The sequence below is a fragment of the Paracoccus albus genome (genome assembly GCF_027913035.1).
Classification (GTDB): Bacteria; Pseudomonadota; Alphaproteobacteria; order Rhodobacterales; family Rhodobacteraceae; genus Paracoccus; species Paracoccus albus.
This window is the reverse complement of record NZ_CP115775.1, coordinates 513569-534288: the sequence shown is the minus strand read 5'-3', so window position 1 is coordinate 534288 and position 20720 is coordinate 513569. Positions and strand designations below refer to the sequence as shown.

Below are 20720 nucleotides of genomic sequence, written 5' to 3'. Positions count from 1 at the left end.
GTTGGGGCGTAGCCAAGTGGTAAGGCAGCGGTTTTTGGTACCGTGTACCGTAGGTTCGAATCCTACCGCCCCAGCCAGTCATCCTCTCGAACTCTGCGCTGCGTGGCTTCTGCCATGGGTTTGAAGTTACGCGATGATCTTGGGCACTTCCGTCATTCCGGCGACTGGATTTTGCTCTGTTCCGACGATTTCCGGCGCCGGTTTGTGCGCCGGTCTCTGCGATCGGGACGGGCAGATACGTTTGCCCGGAACAGGCGCTAACAGGGAGTTTTGCAAAAAATCGGCCAAATAACAGGCTTTTCCGGGGTTTGAAGTCGACTCTGTAGCATCATATCCCTGTTTTTTCGTGATAAAATGGGCCGATCCCCGTTAATACTGATAACAGGCGCGTTTATGCTCAGGACTCATAGCCAGAAAATGACGAGGGCTGCGAGGGCGATGGCGGACAGGAAGACCTTTGGGCATCTGTCGTATCGAGTTGCGACGCGTCGCAGTCTTTCAGCCTGCCGAACATGATCTCGATGCGGTTGCGTCGTTTGTAGCCTCTCTTGTGGTACCGGACGGGCTTTTTGCGTTGCTTCCGACCAGGGATGCAGGCGCATATCCCCTTGTTGTTCAAGGCCTCTCGGAGCCAAACCGCGTCATAGCCGCGATCCCCGAGTAACCAGTCAACATCAGGAATACTGCTCAGCAAAGCCCGCGCCCCGATGTAGTCGCTGACCTGACCTGCTGTCACGAACAGGTTGAGCGGGCGGCCATGGCTATCGCATATGGCATGCAACTTGGTGTTCATACCGCCCTTCGTCCTGCCGATCAGGCGGCCTCGCCCCCTTTTTTTTGATGCCCAAACTGGACGCCGTGCGGTGAGCTTTGAGGTAGGTCGCGTCGATCATCGCAGTCTTTTCCTCACCGTGACTGGCGGCCAGACCGACCATCATCGAAGCGAAGATACCCTTGTCGCTGCACCGCTTCCAACGGTTGTCGAGCCTCTTGCGTGGCCCGTATTCCTTGGGTGCATCGCACCAACGGAAGCCGTTGCGACTGAAGAAGATAATGCCGCTCAGAACCCGTCGGTCATCAACGCGGGGCGTGCAATGGGACTTGGGGAAGAAGGGCTCAAGGCGCGCCATCTGCGCGTCGCTCAATCAGAATAGGTCAGACATGTTTACCGCTCGCTTGTCGAGCCGTGAATCATGCCGCAAGCCGGAAATCAATGGTTCCTGACCCCAGGCAGACACTGAAGCATATCGCCACCTCCGGATATGCCTCTGGCTCAAAGTCCAACGCATTATTCCGTAGTAACTTTGGTCAGTTGCTTCAGAATATCGCCTCTACGCGCAGCTATCAGGCAACCTTGCTTCATTTTCGGCGAATATGCCTCACTGTGAGCCAGTTCCACACAGCCGCCAGCCTCTTCTACCGCCAACGCACCCGCCGCATGATCCCAGACATTCAGCAATGCACTCATGTTGAAATCGGCCGCGCCAAGCAGCAGCTGTCTGTATTCGTGGCAGGAGCTGCCAAGGCTGGTGACACGCCCCATATCGGCCATCGCCCGGGCGATGGTGGGGCGTTTGTCGTCTTCAAACTGAAACAGCGGCAGGTAGCCTTTTGATTTCGGCCCCGGTTCCGACTGGGCCAGTCGTAGCCTGCGTGGCTGCGCGCCCGGGCGGCAGAACCAGCTTCCCTCACCGCGCCGCGCCATAATCCAATCATCGAGAACCGGATCGTATAAAAGTCCGAAAACTGTCGTCCCACGGCTGACAACTGCAAGGATCGTTCCGAAGAGCGAAAGACCGTGCGCGAAATTCCATGTGCCGTCGATCGGATCAATCACCACGCAAATATCGGACCCGAGTGCTGCATCGATGGCGACGTCGTCCAGCCCGGCTTCTTCACCGACGAAAGCGGCATCCGGAAACAGCGTCTTGGCTTCACGCATAATGAACGTCTCCGCCGCGACATCGGCATCGGTCACAAGATCGTCTGCCGAACTTTTGCGTCGTATGGAAGAATCCGACAACGCCCGGAAACGAGGAATGATTTCCCGCCTCCCGGCTTCGCGGACGATATTGATCAAAGCATCGGTCTGGGACGTACTCAGCATGAAGTTACCGGCTGCTGAGGTATGACCATGAGAGGTTCGAAATGATGCATGGTCTCGAAGCTGCAAAACTCGACGGGACCGAGCTGGATATCCTGCATGTCCGGAGAAAGCGCCGCAAAGATTTCCTCTACATCGCGCAGGTGCCGGTCGGCGATATCGACGGGCATATGAGCGGTGAGATAAGCCAACGAAACATGAAACCCGTAATCATCATGATCGGCGCGATCGAGCCCGGTGAGGTCGCGCAACTTGTCCCGGCATGACCAGAGCGCATCATGACTGGCACGGTCTCTGGGCTCCAAATGCAGGACGAAACCCTCTCTCGGGCAGGTGGCATTAACGGTGAAAGGCCCCGGCAGCGTCAGCCCTTCAAGACGGCTCATGAAGCAATCGTTCACCACGCGCAGCGACGCATCGGCTGCCAGACCCGAAGGCCATCCATCTGTACCGAGCGGATCCCCGGAAACGCCACAGAAGACAGTCATATGAAAGCTGGCTTGCGGCAGAGGCGTGCAGTAGCGCGCGGATGGCAGTTCCAGCAGAAGTCTTTGGAACTCGGCCATGGCACGATGCGCAAGCGTTCCTGGCGAAAGATGGCACAGGAACGTGTTGCCCGGATGCGATAGAACCGCACCACCGGGGGTGAATTTTCCGCCTGCTCCCGGTGGCGTAATGGAGGCAGGATACGCCGCGTCGGTATTGCGCCCGGTCAGCACGTCAATCCAGTGTTCGCGATGACCGCCGATGCGATTGGGGTTGAAGTCGCGGAAGCAATTCGTGGGTCTATTCATTCCATCTTCTCATAGCTGACCGCGCCGCCCGATGGCGACGCGGCAATCTGATGTGGATTAACGTTCAAGGATCACGTTATCGATAAAAGCCGCGGTGAGGTCATCCGCAAATGGCTTTGCCTGCCAAACACGCAGACGGTCGCGCTGATCTTGGGGAACCAAAGCGTTACTGTCATCGGCCGCAGCATTCATCGGCGCAGTGCCGAAATCGCGGTTCAGCGCCGATTGCGTATCGGCAGAGGTCAGCCAGTTGATGAACACAGCCGCCGCCGCAGGGTTTTCAGCATTCAGCGGTATTGCGACACCATTGCCACCACCATTCATGCCCATTTCCGGGATGTAGAACGCGATATCCTCGCGGACCTCGCCACGCTTTTGCAGGCCGGCCAGGTGATGTTCCCATGCCGGGGCCATCCACAGTTCACCGTCAGAGATACGGGTGATGCTGTCGGCGTTGCCGGTGGTGATAACGTAGTTTTCAGCATGTTCGTTGAAGAAATCGAAGGCCGGCTGGACAGAGGCCATACGCGCCTCATCGCTGGTGCCGTCGGTCGGGTCGAGATCGGCGATCACGCGGGTGATGTTCTGCCAGAAAGACGGGCCGGAGCCGCCATTTTCATAGTTAAAGCCGAATTTTCCCGGATTGGCGTCCCAGAAAGCCGCGAAATCTTCGGGGGTCTGCGGCAGGTCTGCCTCGATTACCTGAGCGGGGTCATAGGCGATGCCCGTCTGGTTGCCCCAATAGGCAAGGATTTGTTCGCCGCCATCGACACCGGCGAGTTCAGACACACGTCCCTCATCCTCGGGCAGCATATCCAGCGAATAGAACAGCGTCGCGGGATCGACCTGCGCGAAATCGTTCATGCCCCAGGCGAAGACGTCGATATCGCCGGTATCACGATCACGCTCGGCCAGCAGCTTGTCGGCATTGCCCTGCGCGGTGCCTTCGGGGATGGTCACCTTGATGCCGTATTCTTCCTCGAAAGGCTGAACGAAGCGGCGCAGATCGTCGGTCAGATGCCAGACGAACCAGTTAAGCTCGCCCTCTTCCTTGGCCTGGGCGACGATTTCGTCCCAGCTTTTTCCTTCGAGGTCGTTGGCAAAGCCAGCGGTGGTGCCAAGCGCAAGCGCCGCGGCAGTGGTCAGGATGGTCTTGAACATTGGAAACTCCATGGTTTTCGGGGGGATCCGCATCAGCCTTTTCCAGAGGACAGGGAGGGGTTGGCGGATTTCAGCAGCCGTTCGAGGATCAGCATCAGGATCACATTGGGAACGACCAGGATCAGCGACAGCACCGCGGCATTCGGTCGGACGAAGTCCTGTCCAAGTGCCGAAAAAAGCAATGTCGGGATCGTGACAATATCTGGCGTGCCGACGATATAGGCGATGGCAAATTCCTCGATCGACTGGATGAAGACGATCAGCAGACTGGCGAAAATGCCCGGTTTCAGCGCCGGCAGATAAGCCACCTTGAAGCGCTGCCAATGCGATGCGCCAAGATCGCGCGCCGCGTCGATATGGTCCTGCCGCACCTGCTCGAAACTGACGGTCAGAATGCGGATCGCATAGGGCAGCGCCAGCACCGCATGGGCGAACAGGATCGCGCCGAAGCGCCAAGTGTTCAGCCCCAGTTGAAACAGCAGCGATGTGAAGAAGATAGCCGTGACGAAGCCCGGAACCACCAGCGGCAGCAGACAGGCCATCTTGGCGACCTCGCGGCCCGGAAAACGGATGCGGCCAAAGGCATATGCGGTCGGCAGCGCCAGCAGCAGCGACAGGATCGCGGCCAGCGGGGCCAGCGAATAGGAGGTGGCGAGTGCCTGTTTCAGCAGCGAGTTCTGCCACATATCCGTCCAGCGATAGAAGGACATGGCCGGTGGCAGCAGCTTGTCGGCGGTCCATGGCTGGGATGGATCGACCAGCGACCACAGGATCGCCATGCCGAAGGGCAGCACCAGCCAGATTGCGCAACCAATCAGCAGCAGGATCATCAGGCTGCGGTTCAGAAGCTTGTGGTTCATCTCAGTTTCCCCCGCAGGATGAATCGCGAGGCAATGGCGATCACGGCGGATCCCAGCATGGCCAGCACCATCAGCGTGACACCGACCACGGCCGCCGAGTGCCAGTCACCTCGCCCCTTGAAGCTGACCATAAGCTGCGCCAGCGATTGCTTGTTGGTTGGGCCCGCGATCACCTGAAAGCTGAAATCAGCCAACGCCCCGATGAAGATGATGATCATCGCCGCCTGCATGGCCGACACCGACAGCGGCGCGATCACCTTGCGGAAACGGTCCCAGCTTCCCGCACCCATATCGCGGGCGGCGTCCAGCACATCGTCAGAAATGCTCTGCACCGCGCCGGTCAGCAGCAGTAACGCGAAGGGAACGTTCTTCCAGACCTGCAAGATCACGACGCCAACGGCATTCGGATCGTTCTGCAGTCGCCGCGGTTCGTCCCAGATGCCGATCCACTGCATGAACTGATTGACCAGCCCGTGATAGGCGACGATGTTGATGAACAGGAATGCCGCGACCAGCCCGTGAACCAGCATCGGCGCTTTCAGAATGGCGCCGATGGCCATCGAACCGGGAAAGGGTTTGCGCAGCCAGATCGCCAGCGGATAGGCCAGTGCTACGGACAGAATGGCGCTGATGAACCCGATATAGAGCGAGTAATTCACCGACCGCCAATACAGCTTTCGGCCCAGCATTTCCGACCAGAAATCAAGGGTAAAAAGACTGTCGCCTATCACGGCATACATCCCGAAAGACTGCGCGAAAGCGATCCAGACCACCGTGCCGATCAGCCCAAGGATCAGGCCAAGTCCGGGCAACAGCAGCAATATCAGCGTTACCGCCTTACGGATATTCATGACCCTTGCTCCAGCAGGATGACGTCGTCGGGCGCGATTGAGAAGCGGACGGTTTCACCCTCTTCCAGTTCGGTGCGCGGTGCCTGAAGCCGGTAGGCGGCACCATTCGTCTCGACCAGCAGATCGGTGAATGCCCCTTGAAAGGCGCGATGAACGACCCGTCCGGACAACGTTCCAGTCTCTGAAATCCGCGCTGCCTCGGGACGCCAGCAAAGCGCGGTCTTTCCCTGCGCTGTGCTGTTCCCGGTAGACAATTGCCCGATTGGCGTGTCGATCATGCCGCCCGACGCGATGCCTTCGAATACATTCGCGGAACCGATGAAGTCGGCGACGAATTTGGTGCGCGGGCGATAATACATGGCTTCCGGGCTATCGGCCTGCTCAACACGGCCCTTGTTCATCACGAAGATGCGGTCGGACATGGCCAGCGCCTCGGACTGGTCATGGGTGACATAGATCGCGGTCAGGCCGTTCTCACGCTGAATACGCCGGATTTCGACCCGGACCTGATCGCGCAGCTTGGCGTCCAGATTGGACAACGGCTCATCGAACAGGATGACGCCGGGTCGCATCGCCAAAGCGCGGCCCAGCGAGACACGCTGCTGTTGACCGCCCGAAAGCTGGTTGGGCAGCTTGTCCAGTTGCGCGCCCAGCTCAAGTTGCTCGGCCACCTCATTGACCCGCGCCTTGCGATCCGGGGCAGACATACCCTTCTGCTTCAGCCCGAATTCAAGGTTTTCGCGCACGGTAAGATGCGGAAACAGGGCGTATGACTGAAAGCACAGCGCAGTATCACGCGCCTCAGGCGGCAATCGCGTCACGTCTTTATCCCCGATGACGATCCGTCCTTCGGTCGGGGTCAGAAAGCCAGAGATCATCTTCAGCAAGGTAGTCTTGCCGCAGCCCGATGGACCAAGCAGCGTCACAAACTCGCCGGGGGTCACATCGAAACCGATCCCATCGACAGCCGTGAACTTGTCGAACCGCATTACCAGATTATCAGCGGATAAGCCCGTCATGGCGATGACCGCCCCCTTTTGTTGATCACTCGAATCAATATTACCCATCATGAGTGAAATTAACGTGACAGTCCGACCATCACCTTGCCCCTGCGGAATTCACCCCGCCGATGTGGCGTGTTAAACATCCGAAAGCGAAGAGGCAGGCTGCGGCTCAGTGCGATGACATACAACGGTATTTTTGACATATCGCGCAGCGGCTCGATGATTCTCGATATGGTGAGGCAATCGCAGGCGATCTCGCGTTCTGATCTGACAGCTGCGACAGGCCTACCGCAGCAGACAGTTCACCGTCTCAGTTCCGAATTGGTTTCCAATGGCCTGCTGGACAGCTTGCCGCCGAAGATCAAAGGCCGCGGCAAGCCCAGCCCTGAACTTGCAACGCGTGCGGATGGTGCATTCGGTTTCGGTCTGGCTGTGGATACTGACACCTGCCGCCTTTGCGTCGTCGATCTGGGCGGGACAATCAGATGGTCGACAACGCTGGACGCAGAGCCGAACGAACCCGACCGGGTCATCGCTGAAACTCAGAGCCGAATTTTTGCCACAATCGAAAAGCTTGGCTTGCCGCCGAACCGAATTGCCGGGCTGGGGGTGTCCATGCAGGGCTTCCGCAGCACTGGCGATACGTCTTTTCGCACTCCGGCCCGTCTGGACAGATGGGACAAAATCGAGCTCCAAAGTCGTTTCGGCCCAATGGAGGGTCTCCCGGCGCTTGCCGAGAATAATGCCACTTTGGGGGCGATTGCGGAACTGTGGACCGGCGCAGGCCGCCAGCATTCCGAATTTGCCTATTTGTCGTTCAATTTCGGCTTCGGCGCAGGCGTAGTGCTTGATGGTCGTCCGTATCTTGGCTGCAACCTGAATGCCGGTGAAATATCGCGCGTCTATACCGAAGAAGAAAACCAGATCAGACCGGCGCTGCAAATCCTGCTGAAAGAATTGCACAAGGACGGTATCGCGGTCGAAAGTATCGCTCAGCTACGCGCCGACTATGACCCGAACTGGCCTGCAGTCGACCGCTGGGTCGCTCTGGTAGCGCCGCAATTGAATATCGCATTGCGTGCGATCATCGCCTTGCTCGATCCGGCGGTCGTCATTTTCGGAGGGGAGGCCCCCGTCGATCTGCGCGAAAGGCTGATCCGGGCCGCCGTACTCAAAGCCGACGATGGGAGGGGCCGTGAAATCCCGTTGCCGGAACTGGTTCTGGGACACAATGACGACGATCCCAGCCTGATCGGCGCCTCCCTGCTGCCCATTCTGACGCGGTTGTTCAGGTGGTAGAAATACTTTCCTTTGCTGCAGCGGAGACTGCCTGACGGGGCATAACGCTATCGGGCCAGTTCCGCGTGTCTGCGATATCCAGTTTGCAGTGGTCAACGGCGGCCAACTTGCCCGGGGGCGCGACGGTTTCATGGACCGTGCGCAATGAAGGGCAAGTCGCGGTGTCACGGCAAATGATCTTCGTCATGTCGGGATCGTCAACGAATTCCTGCAGGAAGTCGTTCCAGTTCTTGGGTGATCGGTGGGCGTCCGCGCGCATGTCTTTCAGTTCGCAGATGACGGCATCGGTCAGCGCCGTGATATAGTCCTCGGGCCCGATCCCCGATCCGGACGGTGACGATGCTGCCATAGGTGAAGGTGTCATCGTTGCTGACGATGGCCTCGAGCAGGTCGGGGGGCTCTGTCAAGATAACCGATCTTGCGTGCGGTTAATGGCCGCCCCACCTTTCCGGCATGCCGAAAACTTCTCCCTTCCGCTACTTCAAGACCGCATCCGAGATCATCCGCCTTGCTGTGATGATGGATATACGGTTTCCGCTTTCGCTTCGAAATGTCGAGGATCTGCTGCATGAACGCGGAATCGACATCTGCCATGAAACGGTGCGCTTCTAGTGGCAACGGTTCGGTCCCGTCTTCGCCTCCGAAATCCGCCGCAAACGGGTTGCCCGATTTCATGGCGGACCAAAATGGTGCTGGCATCTGGATGAGGTCTTCGTGAAGATCAACGACGTACAGCATTATATGTGGCGCGCCGTCGATCACGAGGGTGAGGTTCTTGATGTGTATGTCAGCAAACGGCGGGACCGAAAAGCGGCATTGCAATTCCTCAAAAAAATGATCAGGCGCTACGGCCTGCCTAAAAAATCGTCACGGACCTGCTGCGATCCTACCCGGCCGCCTTTCGCAAGATCGGTGCAACAGATCGGCACATGACGGGGCGGCTCCTGAACAACAGGGCTGAGAATTCGCACCAGCCGTTCCGGCGACGCGCGCGGGCGATGATGGGTTTTCGCAGCATGGGCAACCTGCGGAAATTCGCCTCCGTCCATGCCGATATCAGCAACCACTTCAATCTCGATCGCCACCTTTCGAAGCGCCAACATTTCAAAGCCAACCGATCCGCCGCCCTCTCCGAATGGCGTGGACTTGCTGCAGCGTAAGAACAGCAGAAAGCCGGTTTCTGAGATTGGTTCGAATTGGTCTGGTCTGACAGCCAGTCATCCTTAGAAACTGTGATTGTGCATTTACCTGTGCTTCATCAGGTCATGGCGCAGGGGTGCGCCGGAACGCATCCTGCAACCTGCTTTGCAGATTGGCACACGCTGCCGATTTGCCTGCGCGACCTGTGGCGCGACGTTATCGTCCTTCGCCACTGCCCGTTTCTGAAAAACACGCGCAGAAGCGCGACACGCTGCGATGCTAGGAGCCTGAGGCGTACTCAGCTCAATTCCGTGCTCTCATCATCAGGGTGCCCGATATCCACGAACCAGCCGCCAAGGCAGCGCACCGCCGGGGCGTTCGGATCCGGTTTGTCCGTGCGCGCCTCAAGCGCCTCGCGGAAGCGTTCGGTGTTATCCTTGGGGTGAAAGCCCAAATGCCCGGCAAGGCGATTATCGACAGGTTTGACCATATTGTCCGAAATGCCGACCGTGACCGTGAAGCCGACACGGGGCGCAGTCAGTGCGGCGGTCACAAGGCGGACGCAATCGTCAAATGACAGCCATGACCACAGCATCCGGCGATCCGCAGGTTCCGGAAAGGATGAGAAGATGCGCACCATCACGCTTTCGATCCCGAACTTGTCCCAATAAAGACGGCCCAGATCTTCGACAAAACATTTGGACAAGCCATAGAGACTGTCCGGACGGTGCGGCGCGGCGGTGTCGATATGACTTTCGAGTTCGTGATAGCCAATCGCGTGAACGGATGAGGCATAGATCACGCGCCCGACGCCATGTTTTCGTGCGCCCTCATAGATGTGATAGCTGCCGCGGATATTCGAATCCAGAACCTCCTGCCACGGACGTTCATGGGGCGCGCCGCCGAAATGGACGATGGCATCGACGCCTTCGCAGGCCTTCATCACCGCATCCATATCTGAAAGATCGAAGGTCAGAACCTCTTCATTCGATTTCGGATCGGTGATCTTGTCGACATCGGCCAGACGCAGCTTTCGCGCAAGCGGTGCAAGCCCACGGCGCAACTCGCTGCCTAGGCGTCCGGCAGCGCCCGTGATCAGGATGGTGTCGAAACGCGGGCTCATGATGTGGTCTCCTTGGCGGGTTGCAATGCGGCGACGGCGCGGGAAATCCGCGTCACGGCTTCTGTCAGCACCTCATCTGACGTCGCTGTCGAGATGCGGAGGTATGGCGACAAACCATAGGCCGATCCGGGAACAGAGCCAACATGCCCTTCCGCCAGAAGGTAGGCCGACACATCGGTGTCGCTTTCGGGAAGCCTGCCATCTGACGTCTGCCGGCCGATCAATTCGTCGCAGCCGATATAGGCATCGAAGGCACCTTCGGGCGGAGAGTTCAAGAACAGCCATTTCGAGCGGGGCGTGATCGCCGCCCACAGAACTTCGGGGTCAGGCGGAAACCGTTTTCAGCCCGACATGCGGGCGTCACCGGCACACCGCCAAGCAGCTTCACCATCTCTGGGTAGCTGACGAAATAGGGCGTGGGCAGGATCACCTCATCCCGTCATTCAGGGTGGCCATCAACGCGTTGAAGATGACCTGCTTTGCGCCATTTGCGATGGCGATTTCGTCCGGCGCATAGTCCAACCCGTTGCGCGGCAAAACTGGCCGCCACCGCTTCACGCAGCGCCGCCGTCCCGGCAGACGCGGTATAAAGCGTTTCGCCATTCATCGCGGCCTTGTGACTGGCTTCCGCGATATGTGCCGGTGTCGGGAAATCCGGCTCGCCCAGACCGAGGTCGATGACATCCACGCATGTTGCCGCCAGTGCTTTCGCCGCCTGCGAGGCTGCCATAGAAGCCGAAGGCTTCACAACCGACAGGCGTTCCGAGATAAAACTCATTCTTTGCGCCCTGATACATAGCCCTTTGAGGCGTCATTCGCCCGCGCCTCATTGCTGCGCCTGGCAGGGTCGCCATATCCGCCACCGCCGGGCAGTTGCAGGACCAGCCTGCGACCGGGCGGCACATGCTGCCATCCTTTCGGGCGCATCTGCGTTCCATCGTCCAAGGCCACCGACCCCGGCTTGCCGTCCAAACCACCTTCCCGACCGCGCGGCGCATTGGCGATGCGGTCGAACATGGCGGAAAAGTCGAATTGATGGCCCTGCGCCGCTTCGATTTCGATCACCTGGCCGAGGCCGCCGCGATACTGTCCATCGCCAGCAGAATCCGGCCGCAGCTCTTTGCGCCATATGACGATCGGGCCGGTATGTTCCGTCGCCTCGATCGGCATGGTCATCACACCTGACGGAAAAGCCGTCGCGGACAGCCCGTCAAGTTCGGGTCTTGCCCCCATACCGCCAGAGTTGAACATCAGGATTTCGGCATTCCGCCCCTCCTGCCCCGGCAGAGGACGGGCGGAGATATGGATATTCCACAACGCGCCCGACCCTTCCGCCAGGATCTGCCCCGGCAATGCCTGCGCAAGTGCGCCCAGCACCAGGTCCGGAACCATATGGCCGAAAACATGGCGAAGGCTGACCGGGGCGGGACGCTGTGCGTTCAGGATATTGACCGGAGAGGAAACCGTGAACGGCTCCAGCGAGGCCCAGTTGTTGGGAATGTCCGGGGCGATTACGCACTTCATCGCATAGCATGCATAGGCCTTCGTGTAGATGATCGGGACATTGATACCCCAGCGACTGACCGGGTCGCTGCCGGTGAAATCGACATTGACCGTGTCCCCGCGGCTTTCCAGCGTTGCAACCAGCCGCACAGGTTCGTCATAGCCATCGACCGTCAGTTCATTCGACCATGCGCCCTGCGGAAGTGCCGCAATGCGTTCCAAGGTCGCGGTGCGGGTGCGCGAAAATATGAACTCCCCCAGCGAGTCGAGCGATTCCAACCCGATCTCGTCCATCATCTGGATCAGGCGGCGATGCCCCACATCGTTGCACGCAGCAAGAGAATAGAAATCGCCGATCACCTGATTGGGCTCTCGCACATTGCTGCGCAGGATGCGGATCAGGTCGCGATTGACCTCTCCGCGCTCGGCGAATTTCATGATCGGGATCTGGATGCCTTCCTCATAGACGGATTTACCATCCGCGCCGAAGCCGCGTCCGCCGACATCGACCACATGGGCCGTGCAGGCAAAGAAACCGACCAGCGTGTCACCCTTGAACGAAGGCGAGACCATCGTGATATCGTGCAGGTGGCCTGTCCCCAACCACGGATCGTTTGTCACATAGGTGTCGCCGGGAAACATCTGATCCGGCGGGAATTCCGCCATGAAATTTCCGACTGCCTCGGCCATGGTGTTCACATGTCCCGGCGTCCCGGTCACGGCCTGCGCCAGCATACGGCCCTGCGGGTCAAACACACCCGCCGAAAGATCGCCCGCCTCACGCACAGAGGTCGAGAACGCCGTGCGCAGCAGTGTCAGCGCCTGTTCTTCGACGACCGAAATCAGGCGGTTCCACATGACCTGCATACGGATCTCGCTATTGGCATCAACCGGTTTTCCCTTCATGCCTGCACCTCCTTCCGGGTCAGCAGCAGAGATCCGTCCGTCTGCATCACTGCGTCGAACGGGGAGGTCACAACGGTCGAGGTCTCGCGCTCGGTGATGATCGCCGGGCCGCTGATGCGCGCACCGGGTGGCAAATCCGCACGTTCGATGATCGAGGTTGCAACCATTCTGCCCTTTGATGGATCGAAAACGTCGCGGCTGGCGCCGTTGAACGGACCGGGCCGGCCGACAACCAGCTGATGCGGCTCTGGTGCAGGGCGCTCGTCCTGCGCCTTGACCGAGAATGTCACGATTTCGATTTCCAGCCCGTCCAGCCCGTCAATGGCGCGCCCGAAAAATCGTGCATAGGCTTCGCGGAATGCGTCGCGCAGCCATCCAGCATCGTCATCGTTGAAGGGCCGGTCTGGCAGATTCACCGGGATTTCCCAGCCTTGCCCGACATAGCGCATGAAGGCCGTGATCTCTCGCTGGATTTTGCCTGTGCTACCCTCTCGCACGAATTTCTCTGCGGTTGATTTCAATTCATCCAGCAGCGCGTTGATACGCGCCGGATCAAAGTCGGCTATTCGCACCACCTGCGAAGTCAGCGCCTCATAACCAAAGGGTGCCTTCAAAAAGCCGATGGCTGAGCCCACGCCTGCGCCGGACGGAATCAGACATTGGTCTATACCCAGCTTCTCGCACAGCCGAGACGCATGAAGCGGTGCCGCGCCGCCAAAGGCTATCATGATATTGTCAGAGATATTCTTGCCGTTCTCCACCGCATGGACGCGGGCGGCATTGGCCATGTTCTCGTCAACCACCTCGACAATACCGAAGGCGGCAGCCTCTGTCGCAAGGTTCAGCTTTTCGCCGACCTCACGCGAAATGGCGGCCTCTGCCTTGGCAGCCGAAAGCTTGATCGCACCGCCAGCGAAATTGTCGGGATCCAGCTTGCCAAGCGCCAGATCGGCATCGGTGATCGCAGGCCTTTCACCGCCGCGCTGATAGCAAGCAGGTCCGGGTTCAGAGGCCGCCGATTCCGGGCCGGTCTGGATGCGTCCCATGGCATCGACCCATGCCAGCGACCCGCCCCCTGCCCCGATCTCGATCATTTCGATCACCGGAATGGAAATAGGCATCCCCGAACCCTTGCAGAAGCGATAGGTCCGCGCGACCTCGAATGTGCGGGCGGTTTTGGGCGCGAAATCCTCGATCAGGCAGATCTTGGCCGTCGTGCCGCCCATGTCATAGCTGACAACCTTTTCCAGCCCGAAGCGCTGGGCCACGTCGGCGGCGAAGATCGCGCCGCCTGCCGGGCCGGATTCGACCAGCCGGACGGGAAAATCTGCAGCGGTGTCCACCCCGATCAGACCGCCGCCGGAATGGATCATGAAAACCGGACAAGCGGCACCCATTTCCTTCAGGCGCACCTGAAGCCGCGTGAGATAATCCTGCATCTGCGGCCGGACATAGGCATTGGCGCAGACGGTATTGAAACGCTCAAACTCGCGCATCTGTGGCGAGACCTCGGCCGAGATGGAGATCGGCACATCTGTCTTGGCGGCGATAATCTCTCGTGCGCGTTGTTCGTGGGCGGGGTTCATATAGGAATGAATGAAGCCGATGGCGACGGCACCGAAACCATCTGCGGCGATGCGGTCGGCCAGTTCTGCCAATGCGGCTTCGTCCAGCGGTTGCAGCTCTTCGCCCTGCGCACTAATACGGCCTTTCACGGGAAACCGATCCTCGCGCGGGATCAGCGGTGTAGGCAGGCGCAGGTTCAGGTCATATTGTTCAAAGCGGTTCTCGGTCCGCATTTCTATCACATCGCGGAAACCCTCGGTCGTGATCAGCGCCGTGTGTGCGCCGCGCCTCTCTATCAGGGCGTTGGTGGCCAGCGTCGTGCCGTGGATCACGATTTCCAGATCAGCGGGCGTGATACCTGCATCAGCCAGAACCACGTCAATCCCGTCCAGAATGGATTGTTCCGGCGCGGCATAGTTCGTCAGTACCTTGGTCGAAAACATCTGCCCCCGGCAATCGAGAGCAATGTCGGTGAACGTCCCGCCGATATCGGCGCCAAGGCGGATCGCTGAGTTCATTTGGTGTCCTTTGCAGCTAGGGCGGCATCGCGCATTTGCGTCAGGGTCTGGCGCGGCGTCAGCGCCTCTGCCGAGATGTCCAGATCAAGCACCGCACCAGTCGGAGAGCTGAGCGCGCGGTCGAATGCGGCGGCAAATTCTTCTGTCCGGCTGATCTGTTCGACATGGAAACCATAGGCACGCGCGAGGCCGACGAAATCTGGATTTTCCAGCGTTGTCCCGGACACGCGGGCGGGATAATTCCGTTCCTGATGGGCGCGGATGGTGCCATAGGTGCCATTGTTCAGGATCAGAACGATGGGCTGCGCACCTGCCTGCTTCGCGGTCCCCAGTTCCTGACAGTTCATCTGGAAATCACCGTCCCCCGCGAAGCAGACAACCACCCTGTCCGGATGGGCAACCTGCGCCGCAATCGCAGCAGGCAGGCCATAGCCCATCGCACCGGATTGCGGGGCCAGAAGCCGGGCTCTCGGACCAAAGGGAAAGAACTTGTTCGGCCAGACGGTGAAATTGCCTGCGCCATTGGTCAGGATAACGTCGTCGGGCAGCACCTCTCGCAGATGGGCAATGACTGCGGCCATATCGACGGGCGAGGGCTGCGGCGGCACCGAAAGGCTGTCGTTCCAGTCGGCGCGCGCCTTTGCCCGCCAATCCGCCCATTGCCCGGCAACCGGGGACAGCGCCGCCGCGAAGGCGTTCGGCCCGGCATGAATACCAAGCGCCGGCTGATAGATCTTGCCGATTTCCCGATCAGATCCGTGGACATGGATCAGCTTTTGCCGCGGCACCGGCACATCCAGCAGCGTGTAGCCATCGGTTGTCATCTCACCAAAGCGGACATTCACGGCAAGGATCGCATCGGCATCGCGGATCAACGCTTTGACATGGGGCGGCATCCCTACCCCTGCCTCACCCGCATATACCTCAGAGTGATTGTCGAACTGATCCTGATAGCGAAAGGCGGCAATGACCGGAATGTCAGAGGCTTCGGCAAAGCGCTGCAACGCCGCGCGCCCTTCCGGCGTCCAGTTGCAGCCGCCCATCAGGATCAGCGGACGCTTTGCACCGGCCAGCAGCCTCTGCGCCTCGGCCACTGCATCAGGTGCAGGGGCTGGTTCCGTTACCCGCGGCAGAGCCGTCAGAGCCGGTATATCCGTGAGGCTGGTCAGCATATCCTCTGGCAGCGCGATCACCACGGGACCGGGCCGCCCGGTCATCGCCGTGATCCATGCACGCGAGAGGATTTCCGGAATGCGATCAACATCGTCGATTTCGACAGCCCATTTCGCCAACGAGCCGAAGACGGCACGATAATCGACTTCCTGAAACGCCTCACGGCCCTTCATGTCCGTGCCGACCTGACCGACAAATACCAGCATCGGCGCGCTGTCCTGCATTGCCGTATGAATGCCGATAGAGGCGTTGGTGGCGCCCGGTCCGCGCGTGACGAAACACAGTCCCGGCTGGCCCGTCAGCTTGCCCCAGGCCGCCGCCATGAACGCGGCACCACCTTCGTTGCGGCACAAAACGAAATCCAGCCGCCCCTCTGTGTCATGAAGCGCATCAAGAACGGCCAGATAGCTTTCGCCCGGAACCCCGAACGCCTTGCGCCCACCAAGCGCCAGCAGACATTCGACCAGAAGCTGGCCGCCATGCCGTGGTTGAGTTGCGCTGCTTATGTGCTGCATGGGTTGCGAGTTCCGCATGTTTCTTTCCCTTCAGATTGCGACGCGCGGCGGCGCGAAAAAACAAAGAAGCGTGACAGACATGAAAGTTCACCTTTGCAACATTGCCCGGCATTTCAGGAATTTGCCATCCGAAGCGCGTTTGCCTCGCAAAGTCGCGGCGCAATCAAAAGCAAGCCTTTCCTGAAATCGCGATCGGTCCCCCATGACCTGCGACAGAAACTGCTGCGTCCGTTCGTACTTCGGCACAGAGAAGAAGGTTTCCGGGTCCGCCGTTTCCAAAATCTCGCCGCCACCATCATGTGATAGGTGCCCTTGATGTTAATTTCGTTCGACGCATCCCATTCCGCGTCGGCTAATTCCATCAGTGGACGGCGCGGATACCGAAGGGCGAGAGATCCGCCCGAAGCCCTGCCGCAAAGCAAGCGATCGCTCCTTTTGTGGCGGAATAGATCGCCATATTCGGCACGGTTGCATGCGCCGCTGTCGATCCGGTAAACAGGATATGCCCGACCCGCGCCTGAGCATCTGTTGCACAATCAGCCCGGTCAGCGCGATGGCCGCGCTCAAATTAACCTCAAGCGCGGTGTCGATATCGGCCTGATCCATATCCGCGAAATTTGCCTAGCGGTCGCATGGCACCGGCGTTATTCACCAGCAGGCCTATCTTCAGCCCGTCCCGTGCAGCCGCCGCAGCCTCTCGATCGGTGACATCAAGCAAGATCGGCCAGATCCCCGCCTGAGCGGCGCGCATGTCGTTCAGCGCCTTCTCGCTGCGGGCAATGGCATAGACGCGGTGCCCCTTGCGGGCCAGCTGCAACGCAATGGCCAGACCGATCCCGCCGGATGCACCTGTGACCAATGCCGTCGCCATTCACACCTCGCTTTGCTTGAACCGTTAAGGAAGCTTCCGGTTAAGAACGGTTCTAAGAAATCAGGAAATTCGGCAAACAGGAAAGTAAAACTATGGCCTCTGCGCGCAAACACCATTCTGACAGGCAATCATACACGGCCCAACAGCTTTGCCGGGCGGGACCATCTCATCATATTGTAAAGTTGCGCTTGCGTGTTAACTCACGCCCTCAGCGTCGTTGTTTTGCAAAAGAACGGCAAACAACGCGCGCGCTGCATCGACATCGGGCGAGCGGTCGGCGCTGATACCAGCCGCAGCGCCAAGCGCCTTCAGCCGTTCAAGACTGTTGATCAGATGCCGGCGCATCGCCTCTCGCGCCGCCGTCGGATTGCCCGCAACAATGGCCGCGACGATCCGCTGATGCTCATCATGGATCCGCGCGTAATATCCGTCCTTCAGATCCGCTGTGACGATATGACCAAGCTGAAAGCGCGGCACGATCAGCGGGCGAAGATATTCCAGAAATGCCAGCATGAACGCATTCCGGGCGGCTTTGGCAATGCGCAGGTGCAGATCATAGTCATAGTGAATTTCAACCACCGAGGGATCGGCACGGCGCGCATCGACCTCTTCCATAAACTCCGCAATTTCTTGCGCCTCTGCGTCACTGCGCCGTTCAGCACAAAGGCCCGCCGCCTCGACCTCGACGCTCAGCCGCAATTCCAGCAGGGCGATGGTTTCCGCAAGCGTTCGCAGTTCGTCATCCGGGATCATGAAGCCGGGCTGCGATGGCGCCTCGCTGACAAACATCCCACGACCCTGCTGGGGGATCACCAGCCCTGCGGAGCGCAATCTGGCGATGGCCTCCCTGACCACCGTCCGGCTTACCTCATATTCAGCGCAGAGTTCCGCCTCGGTCGGAAGCCGCGCACCGGGCCCCAACTCGCCCGAGGCGATCTTTCCCGACAGGCTTTCCCAGACAAGGGTCGAGAGTGGTTTGCGCTTGGGCATCTGCTTCCTTTTCATCCCGATTCAACCATCGCGGGAATTTTCCTGACGGACCCGGTCAGCTATCCCTTATCGGATTGCCGCGCAAGTAATGCGCGTATGGCGCCTGTGTCAGCCAACCGGCATCGACGGGCAGCGTTACCCCTGTGATGGGCGCGGCCCGGTCCGAGCACAGGCACAACGCTGCTTCGGGCACATCTTCGGGCGCGACGAACTTACGCAAAGCGGTACTGGCGGTTATTGCTTCGGGATCACGTTCGCCCGCCGCAATCCGCGCTTTCAGCGCGTCGGACCGGGTATATCCCGGTGCGACGACGTTAACCCTAATTCCGTAGGGCCCAAGTTCCGCCGCCAACATTCCCGTCAGCGCCATGACCGCATGTTTGCCCGGCCTATATGCCGGCAAGATCAGCCAGTTCGGGATCAAGTTCATCGGCAGCTTCACCGAACGCATGGCCGCCTTCTACGCTGACGAACCATTGCCGGATCTCGGCTTCCGCGAGCACGGCTATCTTTACTGCGTTTCACCAAAAGGCGTCGACGCCGCAAAGGAGCGCGTGGAGTTGCAGCGCGGCCTTGGCGCCCACACCATTTTCCTCGATCCCGGCCCGCTGAAGGATCGCTTTCCCTGGTTAAACGTCGATGATCTTGGCGGCGGCGCCTGGGGTTCGCGTGACGAGGGTTGGTTCGATTCGATGGGGCTGCTGAACGGGTTGCGTCGAGCCGCGCGGTGCAGTGGGATCGAGTATATCGACAATGCCGTGATCGGGCTGGACGTCGATCGGTGCCGCGTCACCGCTGCCCATCTTGCGACGGGCGAAAGGATCGAATGCGGCACATTCGTGAATGCGGCCGGTCCCCGTGCGCAGCAGGTTCGCGATATGGCGGGGCTGTCGATCCCGGTCGCACCATTCAAGCGCTACAGCTTTGTCTTTGCCAGTTGCACGCCTATTCCGGGGCGGATGCCGAACATGATCGACCTCTCGGGCACCTTTGTGCGGCCTGAGCGGGAGTTGTTCCTGACCGGAAACACCCCACTGGACAACGGCCCCGCCGGATATGACGATTTCAAAATCTGCCATGATGAGTTCGAGGACCGGATCTGGCCTGCCCTATGGCATCGCATTCCCGCCTTTGACGCGCTGAAAGTCAGGCAATGCTGGACGGGCCACTACGAATACAACATGCTTGACCATAACGGCATCGTCGGCTTTCATCCGGACATCAGCAACTTCATGTTTGCCAACGGATTCTCAGGTCACGGATTGCAGCAATCGCCAGCGGTTGGCCGCGCCGTGGCAGAGCTTATTGTCGACGGCGCATTCCAGACGCTTGAGTTAAGCCCGTTTCGCTTCGAACGCATACCTCTGAACGAACCGTTCCTGGAAGAGGCGGTGATCTGATCTGCAAGCCGCCCGAACCTCTGCCAGGCAGGGTTTTCAGTAGATATACCGGATTTGCTCGCTCCAATAGCGTTCTATCCTGCGCCACTGCTGATCGACGCGTTCCAGCGGCGGGTCGTCCAGAACGCCCGACATATCCAGTTCATACGCGTGACGGGCAAAAAGCTGGGCGATTTGTTCGCAGACCGACTGACCTGAGTCCGTCAGCTTTACCTTTACCGAACGTCGGTCCTGATCGTTGCGCTGATGATGAACATAGCCCATCCCGACCAGCTTTTTCAGGTTATAGGACACGTTCGATCCCTGATACATGCCGCGGCTGCGCAACTCTCCCGCGGTCACCTCTGCCTCGCCGAGGTTATACAGCAGCAGCGCCTGAACCGGGGTTAGATCTGCGCGACCCAGCCTTTCGAAATCATCCTTGATAAGATCGAGCATCAGCCGGTGCATCCGGTCGAGAAGCTGAAGGCAGCGGAAATATGCCTCGACATTGCTGCCTTCGGTTTCACATTCTAATCTGGGCCTTACTGCCTGCATATCATCATCCTCTTGATAAGGGGAAGATGACCCGAAAAGCCGAATCTTGAGTTAATCTTTGCGCATCTTCTTGGGTGAGTTCTTAAAATGCTCATTATCCGGGCTGAAACGTCCGAATGCGGCATTGGCGATGACATCCAGCACGGCTGCAATCTCGTCGGGTCCGGCAGCCTCGCCGTTCGATCTGGCGATGATCCAGCGATACAGATCCTGATCGTTTTCGCCCATCACCTGCTCGTACTGTTCAAGCAGTTCGTCAGACAAGGAGGATAGCTGGCTGTCTGCAAACGGCCCGAGGATCAGGTCCATTTCTTTCATCCCGCGTCGCCAACTGCGCATCTGCAGGCGCTTCAGCCGGGTTTCGTCACTTTCCATCATTTCCCTCGCTTGTCGCATGCCGGCGCG

At 59.3% G+C, this 20720-nt stretch carries 19 protein-coding genes, 1 tRNA gene and 3 pseudogenes; 4 read left to right on the top strand and 19 right to left on the bottom strand.

What is annotated here, in order from left to right:
- Positions 1–2: 2 nt before the first annotated feature.
- Positions 3–77 (top strand) — tRNA-Gln (locus tag PAF20_RS02685).
- Positions 78–404: 327 nt separating this feature from the next.
- Here the strand turns inward: PAF20_RS02685 and PAF20_RS02680 are convergent.
- The 7 genes and pseudogenes from PAF20_RS02680 to PAF20_RS02650 all read right to left on the bottom strand — a co-directional run bounded on the left by PAF20_RS02680 (position 405) and on the right by PAF20_RS02650 (position 6789).
- Positions 405–1130 (bottom strand): annotated as a pseudogene (locus PAF20_RS02680) (IS5 family transposase).
- Between the two features lie 158 nt (positions 1131–1288).
- On the bottom strand, positions 1289–2107 hold the full coding sequence (locus PAF20_RS02675) for an inositol monophosphatase family protein (protein ID WP_271072212.1): 819 nt from the start codon (positions 2105–2107) through the stop codon (positions 1289–1291).
- Entirely contained in the window at positions 2101–2898 is a 798-nt protein-coding gene (locus PAF20_RS02670) for a DUF1868 domain-containing protein (RefSeq protein WP_271072211.1), read from the bottom strand. Before PAF20_RS02670 ends, PAF20_RS02675 begins: the two co-directional genes overlap by 7 nt.
- Positions 2899–2955: 57 nt before the next feature.
- Complete coding sequence (locus PAF20_RS02665) at positions 2956–4059, bottom strand: extracellular solute-binding protein (RefSeq protein ID WP_271072210.1); 1104 nt, start codon at positions 4057–4059, stop codon at positions 2956–2958.
- Between the two features lie 32 nt (positions 4060–4091).
- The gene (locus tag PAF20_RS02660; RefSeq protein ID WP_271072209.1) at positions 4092–4919 is read right to left on the bottom strand and encodes an ABC transporter permease; all 828 of its coding nucleotides are present in this window, start codon (positions 4917–4919) and stop codon (positions 4092–4094) included.
- Complete coding sequence (locus PAF20_RS02655; RefSeq protein ID WP_271072208.1) at positions 4916–5770, bottom strand: ABC transporter permease; 855 nt, start codon at positions 5768–5770, stop codon at positions 4916–4918. Before PAF20_RS02655 ends, PAF20_RS02660 begins: the two co-directional genes overlap by 4 nt.
- Positions 5767–6789, bottom strand: coding sequence for an ABC transporter ATP-binding protein (locus PAF20_RS02650; protein WP_271072207.1), 1023 nt, complete (start codon positions 6787–6789; stop codon positions 5767–5769). The genes PAF20_RS02655 and PAF20_RS02650 overlap by 4 nt, the downstream gene beginning before the upstream one ends.
- Positions 6790–6951: 162 nt before the next feature.
- On the opposite strand from PAF20_RS02650, the gene PAF20_RS02645 reads away from it, so the two are divergent.
- A complete protein-coding gene (locus PAF20_RS02645; protein WP_271072206.1) occupies positions 6952–8073 on the top strand; it encodes an ROK family protein in 1122 nt (373 codons plus the stop codon).
- On the opposite strand, the gene PAF20_RS02640 is transcribed toward PAF20_RS02645, so the two are convergent.
- Entirely contained in the window at positions 8063–8437 is a 375-nt protein-coding gene (locus tag PAF20_RS02640; RefSeq protein ID WP_271072205.1) for a hypothetical protein, read from the bottom strand. The genes PAF20_RS02645 and PAF20_RS02640 overlap by 11 nt on opposite strands.
- 89 nt (positions 8438–8526) lie before the next feature.
- Between PAF20_RS02640 and PAF20_RS02635 the strand changes: the two are divergent.
- A pseudogene (locus tag PAF20_RS02635) lies at positions 8527–9233 on the top strand (IS6 family transposase).
- A 278-nt stretch (positions 9234–9511) separates the two neighbouring features.
- Here PAF20_RS02635 and PAF20_RS02630 read toward each other — a convergent pair.
- The 9 genes and pseudogenes from PAF20_RS02630 to PAF20_RS02595 all read right to left on the bottom strand — a co-directional run bounded on the left by PAF20_RS02630 (position 9512) and on the right by PAF20_RS02595 (position 18748).
- Positions 9512–10336 (bottom strand): NAD-dependent epimerase/dehydratase family protein, encoded by an 825-nt coding sequence (locus PAF20_RS02630; protein ID WP_271072204.1) that lies wholly within the window; start codon positions 10334–10336, stop codon positions 9512–9514.
- Positions 10333–10611: an aminotransferase class I/II-fold pyridoxal phosphate-dependent enzyme gene (locus PAF20_RS18810; RefSeq protein WP_353620605.1), complete on the bottom strand. Its 279-nt coding sequence runs from the start codon at positions 10609–10611 to the stop codon at positions 10333–10335. The genes PAF20_RS02630 and PAF20_RS18810 overlap by 4 nt, the downstream gene beginning before the upstream one ends.
- Before the next feature lie 164 nt (positions 10612–10775).
- Complete coding sequence (locus PAF20_RS18805; protein WP_353620604.1) at positions 10776–11114, bottom strand: aminotransferase class I/II-fold pyridoxal phosphate-dependent enzyme; 339 nt, start codon at positions 11112–11114, stop codon at positions 10776–10778.
- A complete protein-coding gene (locus PAF20_RS02620) occupies positions 11111–12745 on the bottom strand; it encodes a hydantoinase B/oxoprolinase family protein (RefSeq protein WP_271072203.1) in 1635 nt (544 codons plus the stop codon). Before PAF20_RS02620 ends, PAF20_RS18805 begins: the two co-directional genes overlap by 4 nt.
- Positions 12742–14829: a hydantoinase/oxoprolinase family protein gene (locus PAF20_RS02615; RefSeq protein ID WP_271072202.1), complete on the bottom strand. Its 2088-nt coding sequence runs from the start codon at positions 14827–14829 to the stop codon at positions 12742–12744. The genes PAF20_RS02620 and PAF20_RS02615 overlap by 4 nt, the downstream gene beginning before the upstream one ends.
- Entirely contained in the window at positions 14826–16517 is a 1692-nt protein-coding gene (locus PAF20_RS02610; protein ID WP_271072201.1) for a thiamine pyrophosphate-binding protein, read from the bottom strand. The genes PAF20_RS02615 and PAF20_RS02610 overlap by 4 nt, the downstream gene beginning before the upstream one ends.
- Before the next feature lie 361 nt (positions 16518–16878).
- A pseudogene (locus PAF20_RS02605) lies at positions 16879–17388 on the bottom strand (SDR family NAD(P)-dependent oxidoreductase).
- A gap of 195 nt (positions 17389–17583) precedes the next feature.
- Positions 17584–18378: a FadR/GntR family transcriptional regulator gene (locus PAF20_RS02600; RefSeq protein WP_271072200.1), complete on the bottom strand. Its 795-nt coding sequence runs from the start codon at positions 18376–18378 to the stop codon at positions 17584–17586.
- 55 nt (positions 18379–18433) lie between these two features.
- Positions 18434–18748, bottom strand: coding sequence for an SDR family oxidoreductase (locus tag PAF20_RS02595; RefSeq protein WP_271072199.1), 315 nt, complete (start codon positions 18746–18748; stop codon positions 18434–18436).
- Here PAF20_RS02595 and PAF20_RS02590 point away from each other — a divergent pair.
- On the top strand, positions 18747–19778 hold the full coding sequence (locus PAF20_RS02590) for an NAD(P)/FAD-dependent oxidoreductase (RefSeq protein ID WP_271072198.1): 1032 nt from the start codon (positions 18747–18749) through the stop codon (positions 19776–19778). The two genes, PAF20_RS02595 and PAF20_RS02590, sit on opposite strands and share 2 nt — an antisense overlap.
- A 36-nt stretch (positions 19779–19814) precedes the next feature.
- Here PAF20_RS02590 and PAF20_RS02585 read toward each other — a convergent pair whose 3' ends face one another.
- Together PAF20_RS02585 and PAF20_RS02580 are read right to left on the bottom strand one after the other, a co-directional pair.
- Entirely contained in the window at positions 19815–20315 is a 501-nt protein-coding gene (locus PAF20_RS02585; protein ID WP_271072197.1) for a winged helix DNA-binding protein, read from the bottom strand.
- Between the two features lie 51 nt (positions 20316–20366).
- Positions 20367–20690, bottom strand: coding sequence for an FAD assembly factor SdhE (locus tag PAF20_RS02580; protein ID WP_271072196.1), 324 nt, complete (start codon positions 20688–20690; stop codon positions 20367–20369).
- Positions 20691–20720: the final 30 nt, after the last annotated feature.